Annotated in this window: 19 protein-coding genes; 7 read left to right on the plus strand and 12 right to left on the minus strand. The window is 40.3% G+C overall.

The genetic code is table 11. The annotated features are described in order from the left end of the window. The first annotated feature begins 122 nt into the window (after window positions 1–122). The 6 genes from BUA78_RS04610 (at window position 123) to BUA78_RS04635 (ending at window position 4,981) form a co-directional block, all read left to right on the plus strand. Window positions 123–698, plus strand: a complete 576-nt coding sequence (locus tag BUA78_RS04610) for a TetR/AcrR family transcriptional regulator (protein WP_072911337.1) — start codon at window positions 123–125, stop codon at window positions 696–698. Continuing rightward, entirely contained in the window at window positions 676–1,098 is a 423-nt protein-coding gene (locus BUA78_RS04615) for a universal stress protein (protein ID WP_072911339.1), read from the plus strand. The genes BUA78_RS04610 and BUA78_RS04615 overlap by 23 nt, the downstream gene beginning before the upstream one ends. Before the next feature lie 505 nt (window positions 1,099–1,603). Beyond that, window positions 1,604–2,077, plus strand: a complete 474-nt coding sequence (locus BUA78_RS04620) for a DUF2975 domain-containing protein (protein ID WP_072911340.1) — start codon at window positions 1,604–1,606, stop codon at window positions 2,075–2,077. Window positions 2,078–2,087: 10 nt separating this feature from the next. Then, window positions 2,088–2,309, plus strand: a complete 222-nt coding sequence (locus BUA78_RS04625) for a helix-turn-helix domain-containing protein (RefSeq protein WP_072911342.1) — start codon at window positions 2,088–2,090, stop codon at window positions 2,307–2,309. Window positions 2,310–2,378: 69 nt separating this feature from the next. Next, window positions 2,379–3,623: a DUF4153 domain-containing protein gene (locus BUA78_RS04630; protein ID WP_072911343.1), complete on the plus strand. Its 1,245-nt coding sequence runs from the start codon at window positions 2,379–2,381 to the stop codon at window positions 3,621–3,623. An 806-nt stretch (window positions 3,624–4,429) separates the two neighbouring features. After that, entirely contained in the window at window positions 4,430–4,981 is a 552-nt protein-coding gene (locus BUA78_RS04635; protein ID WP_274377376.1) for a sugar O-acetyltransferase, read from the plus strand. Here the strand turns inward: BUA78_RS04635 and BUA78_RS04640 are convergent. From BUA78_RS04640 to thiS, 6 genes are read right to left on the minus strand one after another with little or no spacing between them, the layout of a single operon-like run. Beyond that, window positions 4,961–5,452: a GNAT family N-acetyltransferase gene (locus BUA78_RS04640; protein ID WP_072911345.1), complete on the minus strand. Its 492-nt coding sequence runs from the start codon at window positions 5,450–5,452 to the stop codon at window positions 4,961–4,963. The genes BUA78_RS04635 and BUA78_RS04640 overlap by 21 nt on opposite strands. A gap of 55 nt (window positions 5,453–5,507) precedes the next feature. Continuing rightward, window positions 5,508–6,092 carry a thiamine phosphate synthase gene (locus tag BUA78_RS04645; RefSeq protein ID WP_072911346.1) on the minus strand — a complete coding sequence of 195 codons (585 nt, stop codon included), beginning with the start codon at window positions 6,090–6,092 and terminating at the stop codon, window positions 5,508–5,510. A gap of 9 nt (window positions 6,093–6,101) precedes the next feature. Further along, window positions 6,102–7,256 carry a 2-iminoacetate synthase ThiH gene (gene thiH, locus BUA78_RS04650; protein ID WP_072911348.1) on the minus strand — a complete coding sequence of 385 codons (1,155 nt, stop codon included), beginning with the start codon at window positions 7,254–7,256 and terminating at the stop codon, window positions 6,102–6,104. Between the two features lie 2 nt (window positions 7,257–7,258). After that, complete coding sequence (locus BUA78_RS04655) at window positions 7,259–8,026, minus strand: thiazole synthase (protein ID WP_072911349.1); 768 nt, start codon at window positions 8,024–8,026, stop codon at window positions 7,259–7,261. Window positions 8,027–8,040: 14 nt separating this feature from the next. Next, window positions 8,041–8,844: a sulfur carrier protein ThiS adenylyltransferase ThiF gene (thiF, locus tag BUA78_RS04660; RefSeq protein ID WP_072911351.1), complete on the minus strand. Its 804-nt coding sequence runs from the start codon at window positions 8,842–8,844 to the stop codon at window positions 8,041–8,043. Between the two features lie 3 nt (window positions 8,845–8,847). Next, a complete protein-coding gene (gene thiS, locus BUA78_RS04665; protein WP_072911352.1) occupies window positions 8,848–9,042 on the minus strand; it encodes a sulfur carrier protein ThiS in 195 nt (64 codons plus the stop codon). Window positions 9,043–9,535: 493 nt separating this feature from the next. Between thiS and BUA78_RS04670 the strand changes: the two genes are divergently transcribed. Next, the gene (locus BUA78_RS04670) at window positions 9,536–11,158 is read left to right on the plus strand and encodes a methyl-accepting chemotaxis protein (RefSeq protein ID WP_072911354.1); all 1,623 of its coding nucleotides are present in this window, start codon (window positions 9,536–9,538) and stop codon (window positions 11,156–11,158) included. Between the two features lie 112 nt (window positions 11,159–11,270). On the opposite strand, the gene BUA78_RS04675 is transcribed toward BUA78_RS04670, so the two are convergent. From BUA78_RS04675 to BUA78_RS04700, 6 genes are all read right to left on the minus strand, one after another. Continuing rightward, window positions 11,271–11,735 carry an L-2-amino-thiazoline-4-carboxylic acid hydrolase gene (locus tag BUA78_RS04675; RefSeq protein ID WP_072911355.1) on the minus strand — a complete coding sequence of 155 codons (465 nt, stop codon included), beginning with the start codon at window positions 11,733–11,735 and terminating at the stop codon, window positions 11,271–11,273. A 286-nt stretch (window positions 11,736–12,021) separates the two neighbouring features. Next, window positions 12,022–12,312: a hypothetical protein gene (locus BUA78_RS04680; RefSeq protein WP_072911357.1), complete on the minus strand. Its 291-nt coding sequence runs from the start codon at window positions 12,310–12,312 to the stop codon at window positions 12,022–12,024. A gap of 120 nt (window positions 12,313–12,432) precedes the next feature. After that, complete coding sequence (locus BUA78_RS04685) at window positions 12,433–12,813, minus strand: winged helix-turn-helix transcriptional regulator (RefSeq protein WP_072911358.1); 381 nt, start codon at window positions 12,811–12,813, stop codon at window positions 12,433–12,435. A 170-nt stretch (window positions 12,814–12,983) separates the two neighbouring features. Beyond that, on the minus strand, window positions 12,984–13,634 hold the full coding sequence (locus tag BUA78_RS04690) for an HlyD family secretion protein (protein ID WP_072911360.1): 651 nt from the start codon (window positions 13,632–13,634) through the stop codon (window positions 12,984–12,986). Further along, the gene (locus tag BUA78_RS04695) at window positions 13,627–14,601 is read right to left on the minus strand and encodes an HlyD family secretion protein (protein WP_072911361.1); all 975 of its coding nucleotides are present in this window, start codon (window positions 14,599–14,601) and stop codon (window positions 13,627–13,629) included. The genes BUA78_RS04690 and BUA78_RS04695 overlap by 8 nt, the downstream gene beginning before the upstream one ends. 21 nt (window positions 14,602–14,622) lie before the next feature. After that, on the minus strand, window positions 14,623–15,117 hold the full coding sequence (locus BUA78_RS04700; protein ID WP_072911363.1) for a MarR family winged helix-turn-helix transcriptional regulator: 495 nt from the start codon (window positions 15,115–15,117) through the stop codon (window positions 14,623–14,625).

Raw genomic sequence — 15,117 nt, forward strand, 5'->3', positions numbered from 1 at the left:
GAGTTTATCTATGGTGCTTTATGTTTCTATCAGAATCAAATACTTAATAAGTGATGGAGTTGAACAAATATGTAGAGTTGTAAAAGCTTGACATAAAACCGTCCAGACGGTATAGTTGAAGTATGATAAATACTAATAACACATCCAAAAAAAATAAAATACTAATAGCTGCTGCAGATATAGTTATAAAGCAGGGAGTTGCTTGTCTTACTTTGGAAGCTGTAGCAAACAAGGCAGGTGTTAGCAAAGGTGGCTTGTTATATCATTTTCCGAATAAAGAAGCCTTAATTAAAGGGATGGTCGATGAGTTAACACATACTTATACTAAGAATATTAACAAATATATGCTAATGGATAATGAGGATACCGGAAAATGGATCAGGGCTTTTGTAAATACTACTTTTAATGCACAGCAAGATGAATTTGAAAGGAGTTCTGCGTTACTGGGGGCAGTCTTCACAAATCCTGAATTACTTGAAAAACTTCAAATGTTTTATAAGGATATGCAAAAACAATTTGAAAATGATGGGGTAGACCCAATTCGTTCAATTATAGTAAGGCTCGCGACAGATGGTTTGTGGTTAGCAGAGTTATTTGGATTAGCACCATTAGATAAAACAATGAAAGAACGAATATATAGTGAATTAATTAGTATGCTCCGGGAGGGTGAAGAAAGTGAGAATATTAGTTCCGTTTAATGGAACGGATTCCTCATGGAAAGCAATTAATTATGCTCTTGATATGGCAAAAAGAAATAATTTAATTAGGATAACAGTAATCGCAGTTGACTCTAGGGATTATCGGTTTATGTCAGTAAACCCTAATAATAATCCATTTAGTATAATAGATGACTTTTATAACTATTTAATCAATCAAACTAAAAAGATTAAAGATTTATTTTTGAAAGAAAGCGTTCCATTAAACGTTATGATTGAAAAGGGAGATGTTGCTAAGTCTATCCTTAAAGCTGTTGATGATTTATATATTGATCATATAATAATGGGTCGGGGCAAGTTGTCAACTTTAGAAGTTATCTTGGGCAGTATTATTTACAAGGTAATTGCAGATATTAAAATTCCTGTTACCTTATTAAGATAGTTTCAATAAGTAAAATTACTTCATTAACTTACACGATTATACTAATAACCGTAGACTACCGTTTCATTTTTATATATTGTACGGAATTATATTTAGATAAAAAAGGACGTATATACTGAAAACTGAGTCTCATATCCTTTGTATCCCATAGAAAATTCCCTGTTTCTACACCTCTTATATCAGAAAATACAAATAAAATAATAAAATTCATATGTATTTTTTAAGATATAGCAGCTTAATAAGAATAACGGATAGTCAGGAGGCTTTCTAAGTTGGCTTTTTATCCTGGGAGAAATAGATTAAGCCACTGATTTCTAGTGCGTAGTACATTCATAATGCAAAGCATTGATATAAAAGCCAACTCAATGGGCGAGCTGGTTTTTTATTTTGTCTAAATTCACAAGGCGATAACAATAATAAAATAACTTAAATCGATAATAATATATTGCAAAACGATAAAAATATGTTAAAATCAAATCAACAATAAATAAGTGAGGTGCTTTTTATGAAACGAGAAACACTCTTTTTAAAGGTAGCTGTTTTTCTTATTGGAATTCCAATTCTCGCTTTAAGCATATTAGGGTTGCCTTGGTTAGCTGATAATCCAGTAAATCCAGATTATACCCATATACTATATCCCATTTTAATAGGTATCTATGTAACGGCGATACCTTTTTACTTTGCCCTGTACCAAGCTTTCAAACTTTTAAGCTATATTGACAAGAACAACGCATTCTCGGAATTATCTGTAAGGGCATTAAAAAATATAAAATACTGTGCAATCACAATCAGTACCTTGTATGTGGTAATGATACCCTTCGTTTGTCTGGTAGCAGATAAAGACGATGCCCCAGGTCTGATAATAATGGGAATGGTTCCTATCTTTGCTTCAATGGTGGTTGCAGTCTTTGCTGCTGTTCTTCAAAAGCTTTTAAAAAATGCCATAGACATAAAATCAGAAAATGATTTAACGGTTTGAGGTGAGTAAAATGGCGATTATTATCAATATTGATGTGATGCTGGCTAAAAGGAAAATGAGCGTAACAGAACTCTCGGAGAGGGTTGGCATAACAATGGCTAACCTTTCTATATTGAAAAATGGCAAGGCAAAAGCCATTCGATTATCTACGCTAGAGGCCATTTGTAAGACTTTAGAATGTCAGCCTGGGGATATTTTAGAATACAAAAGTGACGAAGACAGTCAGGGCTAATAATTTTGGTTAATAGCATTGCGTAAGAAAGCAGGAACTTACTATGGTAATTATTAGGGAGGTATCACCGTGGACATTAGCAATCTAATTATTGAAAATATTGCTAACCCCCATGAACTGGAGGGAATGTATAGAAAAGAACCCGAAGCTTTTAAAAAGTCATTCTCATACGCCTGGGGGAAAAAGCCTGATTCGCAGGTTCTTGCCGTTTGGTATGAAAGATTGCATTTCGAAGAGACGTCAAATACAGAAAAAGCTTCCTTGTTTCAAAAAGAGTTCTTGTCCATGGGCGTTTTAGCAATTCTGGCCGGGATAAGCACTAGGATAATTTTACATTTTGTTGAGCAGCAAGCAATAGCCCCTATTAACCTTGTTTTTGGGATACTTCCCTTTATTGCCGCCTATTTTATATGCAATAATACCCCTAAAAAAAATGTTCTTTACACCCTTGCCTCGTTATTTCTAATCTCTGGATTTTATCTTAATATGCTGCCACTAGAGCATAAAGACAGTATTATCTTGGCTTATCTACACCTTCCTATTTTCTTATGGGTATTATTAGGGCTTGCATTTACAGGAAATGAGTATAGCATAGGCAGCACAAGATTGGCCTATCTTAAATTTAATGGTGAATTTTGCATACTCTACGCCAGCATGGCAATCAGCGGCATGCTGCTAACAGCATTAACCATGCAGTTATTTAGAATTGTCGGCATGGATATATCTGAATTCTATTTTAAAAATGTTGTTTTATTTGGTGCTGCCGCTCTCGCTATTGTGGCTACATACCTGGTATCAAGGAACCTTAAACTTGCAAAAAATATTGCTCCATATATAGCAAAAATTTTTAGTCCTCTTGTACTGGCTACATTGTTGATCTATCTCATAACGGTTATTTGGGTCGGAAAAAATCCATTTTTGGACCGTAATTTCCTCATATTTTTCAACGGAATGCTGCTTAGTGTATTGGCCATCACCATATTCTCCATTACCGAAAGCGGCACAAACGAGAAAAAGAACCTTTCTGATTATATAAATTTTGCCCTAATTGCCCTTGCTCTTATCATTGACAGTGTGGCTTTATCAGCCATCGTGTTCAGGCTTTCCTCTTTTGGGATTACGCCCAACAGACTTGCTGTTTTAGGAGTAAATATACTTATCTGGGTCAATCTAATTTGGATTATGCTCTCCTATATGCGTTTTCTCCAAAATAAAACCGGACCTTCAACCATCCAAGATGCCGTTACTAAGTATTTGCCGATCTATGGACTTTGGGCAGCTTTCGTTACATTTACTTTTCCTTTAATTTTTTAGTAGAAATACTCGAGTGCTTTAGTTGAAGAGCTACTATAAAAATAAATGAACTTCCATAATCGGAAGTCCATTTTACTAACAAAAATCAACATTATATATTTTTTAGAAAACCGTGAACCTAAAGAGATCAATTGCTCCCCTTATATAGAAGGTGCACCTTATGAAAGGAGTTGAATAATTGGTCGATATCGATATTATTACGTATTGCTAGGGAGAGAAGGAAATTCTTTTGATGCATTATATAAAGAATGTTCAACAAAATCCCTGTGACAACATATTTACTGGTTAGCACAGGAATTGCCGAAGATATTATTCAAGAGACCTTTTGGGAACGCTACCGCGATATCTAATATGAGAAATGGTACGCCCTGGATATAGTTACACATGCAGCTAGTTCGGTGCTTACTACTCAGTCCATTCATATAACGATAGATTAATCGATCGTTTTATACCATAATGTTCAGTTCGGGTAAAATATTCCATGAAAGGTATGCTGGGATCTTTAATCCCGATGGGAGGAAGTCTATTAGCGACCCTTTCTTTTCAAGAAATCCTGATTGTACTCAATATAAGTTTTGAGAACATATCAATTTTATACTATAATTAACAATAGGATTTTTATTTAACTTAAGGATTACTTTATATTTTATAGAATGGGTAAAATAACTTTTGATTTAGAGCCGGGATATTGAGTGCTATATTACGGTAAAGAAATCTTCTTGAGTGAAGCTAATATGCAACAATTTATTGAATAAACTATATGGTATAAAGGAGCTTTGAGAAAAATCAAAACAGAAAAAGAGAAGATGTTGAATGGTGAACTTTATAATGCAGCAGACCCGCAATTACTAAGGGAACGATTAAAGGCTCGGATGCTAACTCGATTATACAATCAAACACTCGAAACAGAAGAGAATAAAAGAACCGAACTATTACAAGAACTGTTCGGTTCAACTGAAAAAAACCTATACATCGAACCAACCTTTCGTTGTGATTATGGTTACAACATACATGTTGGCGAAAATTTCTATGCTAATTTCGATTGTGTGTTTTTGGATGTTTGTGAAATTAGAATAGGTGACAACTGCTTTATTGCACCAGGTGTACATATATATACAGCAACTCATCCACTCAATCCAACGGAAAGAATATCGGGTGTAGAATATGGCCTACCCGTAAAGATCGGTAACAATGTTTGGATTGGTGGGAGAGCCATTATAAACCCCGGAGTTACTATAGGTAATAATGTTGTCATCGCCTCTGGTGCAGTAGTGACAAGAGATGTACCGGATAATGTTGTGGTAGGTGGCAACCCTGCCAAAATAATGAAACAAATATTAGACAACCCGCAGCCCTAGAATAACTAAATCCCTTTCTATACCATCGAGAATCGCCACTTTGGGTAAAAAACCCCAGCGTTCGAAGTTATATTTCAAAAACAATTGTAGGCTTGGTTCATTGTGTCCAAATATAAATCCCAGGATAGTTGTAATTCCTAATTTCGGACACTCTTGAATTGCCTTAGACAGTAATTTCTTACCGATCCCCTTGCCTCGGGATTCTTTAGCAATATAAATACTAATTTCAGTGGTAGAATGATACGCTGGCCTGTTATAAAAAGAAGAAAAACTTAACCATCCCAAGATAATGCCCCCGTCCTCGACAACCCAGATAGGACGATTTTGGGGATTATGTTCACGAAACCAAGCTAACCTACTCTCCACGGTTACCGGGGTCGTGTCAGCCGTAACCATTCTAGAAGGAATGGTGGAATTGTAAATATCTACGATAGCGGGCAGATCGTTTTCAACAGCATGTCTTAGATGCAAAACTTCACTCACCTCCCATGATTATTTTACCATACTAGAAATGGCCATCCATCATTTAGACACTGAAGCTGTTGGTAAGCTCAACTGGTTGACAACAAGTCATAGCCTCACTCATTACACAAATTCCCTTTGCCCCTGCACCGATAACCTCTTTTACTTTATCCTTTGTTATCCCCCCGATGGCAAATACCGGTATGGTAACCGAATCGCACACTTCTTGCAAAAAAGGGAGTCCCCTTGGCGGAACCCCTTTTTTACATTCCGTGGAAAATATGTGCCCTGCTATTAAATAAGTGGCACCTAATTGCTGTGCTTCTTTGGCCTCACTTACGGAGTGGACTGAAACACCTCTTTGGGAAAATAGCTTGAGTTCGTGCTTGTATTGCTTAAAATCTTGCATTGATAAATGAATAGCCGGACATTTCAGGGCTGTAGCTACTTCAATATTTTGATGGATAATCAGCGGCACCTGATTATTTAGACAGATTTCTCTTACGCTTCTGGCTAATCTTTGATAGTTCGCTATACTTAAATCCTTTTCTCTCAATAGAATGGCATGGGGTTTGGCTTTGGCAATTTGATCAATCCGCATTAAAAAATCATCTTTACAAAGATTTCGGTCCGTTACACAAATAAGCATAAAATTTTCCTAAACCCGGATATAATCCGTATAAACAGGCTGCAATCCCCTGTTTAGAATCATTTGATGTACTTCATTAACACTCCGAGCATCAGAAATCTCAAACTGCTCATCGCCTTTTTCCTCTTCCCCATGCCCACCAACCCCCACCCTAACGCCGGCAGAAATTTTTGTGGCTGCCATGCCAATTATATGATCTCGAAAAACCGGCCTTTCCCTGGTTGAGATTGTAATACCTGCATAGGGCATGAACAAACGATACGCAAGCATTACTTGTAAAAGTTGCTTTTCATGGACATCGTTCGGATTATTCTCCGCATTATTAATGTAAGGTCTTAAGCGGGGTGTAGAAAAAGAAATCTCCGCGTGTGGATACTTTTGTTGAATAAAATAGGCATGTAAACCGGCAGCATAGGCATCCTTTCGATAATCATCCAGCCCAAGCAGCGCACCAAAAGAAACACCACGCATCCCCCCTAATAGAGCACGCTCTTGGGCATGGAAGCGGTAGGGAAAAATTCTTTTGGGACCTCTTACATGAACCTGTTCATATTTACTTGTATTGTACGTTTCTTGATAAACAGAAACAAAATCTGCTCCGCATTGATGCAGGTAAGCATATTCTTCTGAATTAAGCGGATAGATTTCAATACCGATGGTGGAAAAATATTTTGTCGCTAATCGAACCGTTTCTGCAATGTACTCTACGCCAGACTGCAGGCGGGATTCCCCGGTTAAAATCAAGATCTCTTTTAGTCCGGTAGCCGCAATTGCTCTAAGCTCTATTTCCACTTCTTCATAAGAAAGCTTTCCTCGGCGGATTTTATTTTTGCAATTAAAGCCACAATAAACACAGTGGTTTTCACAATAGTTGGCGATATACAAGGGAGTAAACATACAGACAGAATTACCAAAATGCTTTTTTGTCTCCAATATCGCTTTTTGGGCCATAACTTCTAAATAGGGCAAAGCTGCCGGAGATAAGATAGCTGCATAATCATCAATAGAAAGTTGTTGTTTCTCCAGTGCTTTTTTTACATCTTGGCCGTTAAATTGTTGGTAATCATAGTCTGCGATCTTGTTTAATACTTTGTCCATAATATTGGAATCAATTGCTTCCATGCCAGCCATATATTCCATGTGATTTAATTGATTTACTGCCATGCTTAATCCTCCAAAAACCCGATCAAAGGACTAGATGCCTCTGCCTGGTTATTCAATACTCTGCCAAGTCCTGCCAGATACGCCGCACGACCTGCCTCAATAGCTTGTTTAAAGGCTTTTGACATGAGAGCCACATTGTTGGCTGTTGCGATTGCGGTATTGCACATAATGGCATCGACGCCCATTTCCATGGCCTGGCAAGCTTGTGACGGACGGCCAATGCCCGCATCTACGATAATCGGCAAATCGATTTCATCCACTAGGATTTGAATAAAGTCTTGGGTACATAACCCTTTGTTACTACCAATTGGTGCTGCCAAAGGCATAACAGCTGAAGCACCCGCATCTACCAAGGATCTGGCCACATTTAAATCTGGATACATGTATGGCAAAACGATGAAACCTTCTTTGGCTAGGATTTCCGTGGCTTTTATTGTTTCATAATTATCCGGCAACAGGTACTTGGAGTCACGGATAACTTCCACTTTAACAAAGTTTCCGCATTCCATTTCTCTGGCCAAACGTGCAATTCTTACCGCTTCCTCTGCAGTTCTTGCCCCCGAAGTGTTAGGCAATAGAGTAATAGTTTTGGGTATGTAATCCAGGATATTCTCTTCCCCACCTAGGTTGGCACGCCGTAAGGCGACGGTTACCATCTCTGCTCCGCCATTTTCAACCACAGCCTTCACTAGCTCCAGTGAGAATTTACCTGAACCTAAGATAAATCTCGATTGAAACTCCTGTCCCCCGATAATTAATTGATCATTCATGTTTCATGCTCCTCTCATGCCTCTTCTATTCCCAGCAATATCCGTAAAATCATATTTGCCTGATGACTGGCGCAGAGTTGTACTCTGGGTGCCATTAGCCCTCTTCCCACGATTGCTTCGTTTGTCAAATCCCCACAGATGTATAAATTTTTCATGGGTTTTACTGTTCTAATTAGGTTAGAACTGTCGTACCCGGCCATCCCGGAAGCTGCTACGATTTTACTATCCGGCAGTTGCTCTAATACAGTATTCACCAACAAGGCTTTTTCCTCCGGTTTATCAAAGGCTTCGCAAAGGATGTTATATCCACTAAAAAGCTCTTTTACATTCTCTGCCGTTACTCTCGTGTTTTCAATTGCCACCTTGATAAAGGGGTTAATTTCTTCGATCTGTTTCTTTAACGCTATTGTTTTCGGCATCCCTAAATGGCTTATATAATAACTTTGTCGATTCAAATTACTGGGCTCAACAATATCAAAATCCACCAGCATCAACTGTCCAACGCCTATTCTGGCCAGCATAATTGCAATATTAGATCCCAGACCGCCTAATCCAGCGATGGCTACTTTACCTTGTTTTACTTTTTCATGGACATTAGGTGTATGCCTGGCCATCATCATGCTCTCAAGCTCTTCCCTTTTAGGCATAACCCCTTTTCGGATGATGGTTACGGTATCCTTTTCAGTTACTTTGCAATCTTCTTCAATCTGAAAACCATTCAAGATGACAATATCAGTTTGATTTCCTAGCTGTTCTCTGATTTGAAAAGCTGTTTGACAATCTACTTCTATCCTCTGCCCGTTGACCACTAAATTCATTTCTCAACCCCCTCCGACAAAGTTTACAATTTCCAGCGTATCTTCATCGTCGAGCATAACTTCCTTATACTTTGCTTTTGGAACAATTTCTCCGTTGCGTTCCACCGCAATTAATCGAATGTCATATTGATTAGCTTCTAAAAAATCGAACAAGCTTTGCTGCTCCCCTAAAAAAATAGTGGTGCCGTTAACTTTCATGTATTCACTCCCTTTGTTTCAAATAAAAAAATAAAAAAGCACAAAACGAGTGGACACCCTTTCGGTGGTGTACCCCATTTTGTGCTCATTATTAACTTATAACTAATGTATAATCTTTTACTTTTATAGTCAAGTCAAAATTTCTACAAATATCGTGGAATGATTCTTTGATAGAAACTCTACACCATCGTCATACGCAACTTTCATAGATATGTTAACTATCGTTTATCACAAAGAAAAAGCATTCTCCCCCGAACACTTCAAAAGTTCCTACCTTATTAGGACCGTGGAGAGAAAGATTTAATCCTGCTCAAATTTAGGACTTTAACAAAATACAACTCATTTTTCATAGCATTCGACTCATTATTGGGAGTTTTTAGATAAATTTATGATATAATGCTGTCTAATTTAAAAACCGGCTTGCATAATTATTAATCGGTCTATTTCTAAGGTGTGCTCCTTATTTTAAAATTTATTATTTGGGGGAATTAGCTTGAAAAATTCATGGATAAAGGAATTGTCTATTAGGAAAAGTATTAGAGTAAAAATTACGGTATTTTTTCTAATTATTACCTTATCAATTACTGCTTCCCTAGCGGCAATATTATACTGGCAATGTTCCAAGATGGTAACAAAAGAGGCCGCGGATCAGGCTTATAAAATAGTACAAGAGGCCAGCAAAATTATTGATATTAATGAGTTCGTTAAATTGCAGACAAGAGAAGATGAAAACAAACCCTATTATAGGCAAGCTAGAGAAGATTTGGCATATATTAGGCAGGTAAGTGGAGCTAAATATATATATACCATGAGAAAAACTGTTGATGGCAAAATTATATATGTCATTGATGGTTCCCCTGCTGAAGACATGTCCCATCTTGGGGATACTGAAATAGCTACCCCAGCATATGAAGAAACTTTACGTGGTAAAGCATACATAGCTGATAAAATTGACCACGATGAGAAATGGGGTGCTTTGATTAGTTCCTATTATCCCTTAAAGGATAAGCAGGGAACGGTTGTCGGATTGATTGGTATTGATTATGATGCTGAAAGCGCTTACCTGGGACTTAACAAATTCAAAACCACCAGTTTGATGATCCTGGGGATACTCGCCATCATCATCCTTGTCTGCGGTTCCTACTTTTCAGCCAGTATAGCAAAGCCTACGAAAAACGCCGTGGCCTATGTAACAGAGCTGGCAAATTTCGACTTGACCCGGGAGATATCCCAAAAGGACTTACAGCGGCAAGACGAATTTGGTGATTTGGCCAGGTCTTTTAACCACATGGCGCAAAAATTAAGCATGATCATTGTTGACATGGCCCACAATTCCCAAACCTTAGCTGCCCACAGTGAAGCACTGGCTGCTTCCGGTGAAGAAGTAAACGCCACTGTTGAAGAGGTAGCTAGCACGGCAACCGAAGTGGCCAGCATTGCCGCTGCCAGTTTTGAAAATGCTCAACAAGCAGTCATGGAATCCCAAACGGCCAGCCACGTAGCCCTGGCGGGCAATGAAAAAGTAAAACAAACGGTGGCTAAAATGAATGCTATTGCCACTTCCAATGCTGAGACAGCAAAATCCATCCAAAACTTACATGATTTATCTAACCAGATCGGAACAATTACCAGTGTAATTACCGACATTGCGGAACAAACCAATTTATTGGCATTAAATGCAGCCATTGAGGCAGCAAGAGCGGGTGAACAGGGTAAAGGGTTTGCGGTGGTTGCTGATGAGGTAAGAAAATTAGCCGAACAATCGGCTAATGCCACCAAAGAAATTAATCAACTCATTCTGCAAGTACAAACTGGTGTTGATACAGCCACCACCACGATGCAGCAAGGGGTGCAAGAGGTAGCAGATGGCGTAAAGCTGGCCGCCGAAGCTGGCCTTGCCCTGGAGAATATCATTACTTCCGTGAATGGTGTCCTTAGCAGGATTGAAGATATCCAAGAAGCAGTAAAACAAAGCCGTGACGGGATGGAACAAGTGGCGGGCAGCAATGAGCAGATAACTTCCACAACCCAGCAAACATCCGCAGCAACCCAAGAATTAGCAAAAATCGCCAATCAAATGCAACTAACGGTAGGGCAATTTAAAGTCCCCCTGTAATATTGCTTTGTAATAAAAATATTGATTGCCGGGCCTATACTGTGGGCGGGTGGGATGATAGCCACCCGCCCACATTTTTTGCCATAATCCTGCCTACCGATCGGAAATGTTGTTATTTCTTCATCCTAAAACAAAATGCGCAAACACCATCTTTAAAGCAATGTTTTTCTTGGATACACTCCAGGTTCTCGTTATACCCTCTGGCGATTGCTGGGTCGATCATTTCACAATACAGGTATCCATACTCTTCCATCTGATCTTCTTTCCATTGGTTTGCAAAAACACAACGGGTGAAAAGCTGTTCTATCTGATCCTCTCCATAGGTGTCTGTAAATTCAAAGTGATCACTGCGCTCCATGTCATAGGTGGTAAGATAATTTGCCAGATCATTTGTGGCACCCTTTGCTTTAGCTCTTCTGGCGATATCACGACCGCGTTCTTCTCCAAAGTTCTTAACCGCACGCCTAACCGCTTCTTTGCCTGCATCACCAAAGGTATCGGATACCTCTTTAGCCAGATGTGCAAAAAGTTTGGCAAACATATGATACATCGTGACAGGCTCTAGGTCTTTTTTCATGTTCTCTCCCCCCTTCCTTGATTTTAGCAGAATTTCAGGCAAATAATGTAATATTCTTAACAATTATAGTAAATGGCTCAATTCTATCAAGTTCAAGGTTCATCACACCGCCATGTTTTGCCTGCTGTCAAAAGGATTTTTGGATTATCTGTATCATTGCGAAGACATCCTGCAATAAAGTAAAACGGACAGAGAATTACTTTTTCTCTGCCCGTTGCTTATTCAAAATACTATACTTGGTAAACTACGCCATTGTTATGAGTATATTCGGCCGTACTACAAATGATTAAGCAAGCTGATAGATTTTTACATCAGGATCAGCACTCCAGAGCGGCTTTAGCCCGACAAATACATCATTCTTGAACATCTCGCTATCAAGATGAGCCTTTGCATTTTCAACGCTGTCAAAACCATGAAGAACCTGTACATCTTCGTCACGGATAAGAAGTTCTTTCGTAACCGCTCCTTTGATTTGTTCTAAAAAAGGTTGCCGATAGTCTGTATAGACCTTTGCTGCCGCCGGACGATTAGTATTGTTAATTACCATCGTGATTTCCAAGTATGCTTTTACACTCATGTTACTACCTCCATAGAGTATATTTATGGTTTAACCACAATGAAAGTATAACAAGGCAACTGGAAAGCACCTAGATATTAGTAATTTTATAAGTAACTAATAATTTTCATAGTGATGGTATTACAATAGCTGGTCGCACGTCCTACAGGGCGGGAGCTTTTTGTCTAATTCATCCTCTGTTTGTTGCCGGGACCACAGGCAAATGCTCTTAAAAATTGGCAATACCGACTTTCCTTTTTCAGTCAAAGAATATTCAACCCTTGGCGGTATTTCATTATACTGCTTGCGGCTAATTAATTTATCTGCAATAAGCTCCTTTAGCATAGAAGCGAGCACTGCATCAGTTATATTGCCAAGCTCTTTTCTAATTTCATTGTAACGCATAAAACGATTCGCAGATAGAACACAGATAATTCTTGATTTCCACTTGCCACCAAAGATGTTCAGCCCATATTCGAGAGGACACATCATCTCTTTCTCTATTTTCGGTTCATATTTCATACGAAACCACCTAACTCTATATTTTATAGTAACTATAACAATCAAAAGTAACCATGTCAAAGCAAATGAGTGATCATGATGATCGAAGAAACGTGAAAAAGATCCAATTCATGAGCATACTCGAATTGGATCTTTTTTAAACTGGCATAAAAAATTAACTGATTGTCTAGCTAGCGAATGTGGATTCTTACCACGGCATTGGTGCCGGGCCGAATCTGGTTATCCTTAGCATCCACTGCGATGCGGACCGGTACCTTCTGGACTACTTTGGTGAATGTCCCGCCGCTTGAGGAGGGGATCAGGGAGAAGGTGGAATTGGAGGCTTCACCAATCAGGCTTACCTTTCCCACCCACTTTTTGCCGCCATACTGGTCGATGGAGACGTCTACTTTATTTCCCACCTGGATGTGGTTTAGCTTGGTCTCTTCAATGTTCGCTACAATATAGAGCTTGGCAGGGTCCACCACCATACCTACGGCCTGCCCCGAGGAGATTATCTCTCCCATGATTCCTTGCTTCTTGATGACGACACCATCAATGGGGGCTCGGAGCAGGCTCTGTTCAAGAGCCGTATCCGTTTGATTCGGCGCCTCTTGGCGGGCTACAATTTGGTCCTTGTGGACCGTCATGCCCTCCTCTAAATCGCAGGAAACCAGTTTCCCGGTAATCTGGGCATTGATCCGGGCGATATCTCCAGTTACCCGGGCATCTTCCGTGGAAATATATAGATAATTGTTGATTCCATAATAAAGAGCGATAGTCGCCAGAACGAATATCATGATTCCGCTAACCATCAGCAGCGTCTTTTTTCGTTTATCCATGGTGCTTACCCTCCTGTACCGGTGCAACTTCGGCAAACATGCCTGCCATAAGGGACGTTTCAGGAGCTAAAGATATCTTCACCAATACATCCCGGCGCTTAGGGTCCACCGTGTTTCCCACCCAGGTTACCGTTCCGGCAATTTCCTTGTTCGACTGTTCTGCCACCCGTACGCTAACCTTCTGGCCTACCTTGAAATGCGCCACAGCGCTGGTCGGACCGTAGGCATCCAGAGTAAGTCGATCCCTGTTTTCCAGGGATACCAACGTTGTCTGCGCGGTGTACGTTTCTCCTGCCTTGGCGGGACAGGCCACTACGGTGCAGTCGAAAGGAGCCTTCACCGTGCGGTTGACCAACGCCGCCTCTGCGGATGCCACAGAAGCCTGGGCCTGATCCACCTGCTTTTCCAGTACAGCCATGTAAGCTTTCGTTTCTCCGTTCTTCAGAATAGCCAGGGCTTCATCGGCATTCCTAAAGGCTGCTTCCGCACTTGCCGCTTGCCCCTCGGCTGTTTCCAACTGAGAAAGGGGAATGGCCTCTGAATCATAAAGGGTCTGATACCGCTTAAGATTATTTTGGGCGTTTTCCAAAGCTGTCTTAGCAGCTTTAGCGGTGGCTTCAGCCTGGTGGAGCTGCTCCGGGCGTGCCCCGGTTCGTGCTTTCTCCAAATTGGCCTGGGCTATGGCCAGAGCCTGACGGGTCACTTCCACCTGTGCCGATGCTTCCGAAGTATCAAACTGCACCAGGGGATCTCCGGCCTTCACGTCTTGGCCCACCGTGGTTAAGACTCTTTCCACACGACCTGTGAATGGTACTGAAAGATCCGCCGCTTCAGAAGCCTGGACCTTGCCGGCTAGATAATAGACCGGGACAGCCGCCTCTTGTTTCTGCTCCTTGGTAGCCGGCGTAGCAGAACAGCCCGTTAGCATCAGGGCAGCTAGCAATGCTGCACAAATTATTTTTTTCATATCTGTACCACCCCCATTGGTTTACTTCGTATGTCCTGGTTCATTTGGAGGAAGCGGCAGCGAGTCGCCCGGATACTCCTCATGGTCTGCAGAATGAGCCATTAGTTCATTCAGTTTTTCTAGCCCATTAATAATGACAGTGGCATCCTCTTGGCTCAGTTCTTTGAGAAAACCCTCCATCATTTGACTTCTCAGTAGTGAAATTTCCGGATTTTGTCTAAGTTCGGAAGATATTCTCAACTGGACGATCCGCCGGTTATTGCGGGGAATCTCCCTGGTGAGGATCCCCTTTTCCTCTAACCGGGCTACCATAGAGGAAACGGTGCTTTTGGAGAGTCCCAAAAGATCGCTCAATTCGCTTAGGGTTATGCCTGGTTGAGAGGAAATCTCCCGGACCAGATAGCCATCCTGGACAGAAAGTCCAAATCGCTTGCTAAAAAGGGAAAAATAACCCCGTTTTTGGGTTTGAATGTCCCTCAGCAGAATCCATATTCGTTCTTTTTGACTATAACTCAT

It is taken from the genome of Desulforamulus aeronauticus DSM 10349 (assembly GCF_900142375.1).
Classification (GTDB): domain Bacteria; phylum Bacillota; class Desulfotomaculia; order Desulfotomaculales; family Desulfotomaculaceae; genus Desulfotomaculum; species Desulfotomaculum aeronauticum.